Annotated in this window: 1 protein-coding gene; it reads left to right on the forward strand. The window is 64.7% G+C overall.

The features are described 5' to 3' along the window. The first annotated feature begins 50 nt into the window (after window positions 1-50). The gene (locus tag C0010_RS14830; RefSeq protein WP_456299258.1) at window positions 51-1,271 is read left to right on the forward strand and encodes an IS30 family transposase; all 1,221 of its coding nucleotides are present in this window, start codon (window positions 51-53) and stop codon (window positions 1,269-1,271) included. Window positions 1,272-1,278: the final 7 nt, after the last annotated feature.

The following is a 1,278-nucleotide window of genomic DNA, read 5'->3' on the forward strand; positions in this document are numbered from 1 at the left end:
GGCCGTTTCAGATTCTTAGTGCAACGCTCCTGATGGGGATGGGGTTGTTGATGGGTGTCGTGTTTGATTGGTCGGTCCGGTTGGCGGCGTATCGTGCGTTGATCGCGGGGACGCCTTCGATCAGGGTTGGTGCCGAGCTCGGCGTTTCGCGCGCGGGCGTGGTCAAGTGGGCGAAGCTGGTGGGCATGTCGTTCATCGAGGGCCGGTTCGGTGGGATCGTGCAGCCACGCGATCGCGTCAGCGGTGGCGGGTCGGGTTCGTATCGTCGGTTGACGCGTGCTGATCGTGCGTTCATCGAGCAGGCTTTGGCGGCCCCGCGGCCGTGGTCGTTGCGACAGATCGCCGGGCATCTCGGTTTCTCGGTCTCGACGATCTCGAGGGAGGTGTCTCGGAACCGGCTTCCGTATGGCGATGAGTACCGTTATTCGGCGGATGTCGCGCACTATCGGGCACAGTTGGCGCGGCACGCGGACAGGCCGAAGAAGCTTGATCACCCGGTCCTGCGGGCCCGGGTCGTGGGACTGTTGAACGAAGGATGGGCGCCGGACGCGGTCGCGGGCCGCCTGAAACTGGACTTCCCCGATCAGCCGGAGATGCATGTGTCGCACGAGACGATCTACCAAGCCCTCTACGTGCAAGGCAAGGGCGGTCTTCGTCACGAGCTGACGGTCGAAAAGGCCTTGCGCTCGGGGCGGACCTCGCGTCGGCCCCAATCGAAGCTGCCGCGTCGCTCGGCACGGCCCTGGCTTGCGGGAGCACGCTTGTCGGATCGGCCCGCGGAAGCCGCGGACCGGGCCGTCCCAGGGCACTGGGAAGGCGATCTCGTGGTCGGACCGAACAACTCCGGCATCATCACGCTGGTCGAGCGTCGTTCACGCTTCGCGCTGCTCGGACGCCTTCCCGGCTCCCGGGACAGCGTGACGGTGACCAGCCGGATGGTCGACATGGTCCGCACACTCCCGCGCGCTCTGTTCACGACGGTCACCTGGGATCAGGGCGCGGAAATGGCCCAACACGTTGATTTCACCATCGCGACCGGTTGCGAGGTGTTCTTCTGCGACCCGCACTCGCCCTGGCAACGCGGCTCGAACGAGCAATTCAACGGGCTCCTCCGAGACTTCTTCCCGAAGGGCACCGACTTCAACCACGTCACCGATGACGACCTCGCCCGAGCACAACACCTGTTGAACACACGCGCTCGGAAGACCCTCGACTACTGGACCCCGAGTGAGAAGCTACGAGAAGCAATAGGCGTTGCACTCGAAACTTGAACCCGCC

The organism is Microbacterium halophytorum (assembly GCF_002970975.1).
Taxonomy (GTDB): Bacteria; Actinomycetota; Actinomycetes; order Actinomycetales; family Microbacteriaceae; genus Microbacterium; species Microbacterium halophytorum.

Excerpts from the sequence above, each read along its gene's own strand:
- C0010_RS14830 (WP_456299258.1), top strand. The coding sequence starts at position 51 with ATGGGTGTCGTGTTTGATTGGTCGGTCCGGTTGGCGGCGTATCGTGCG.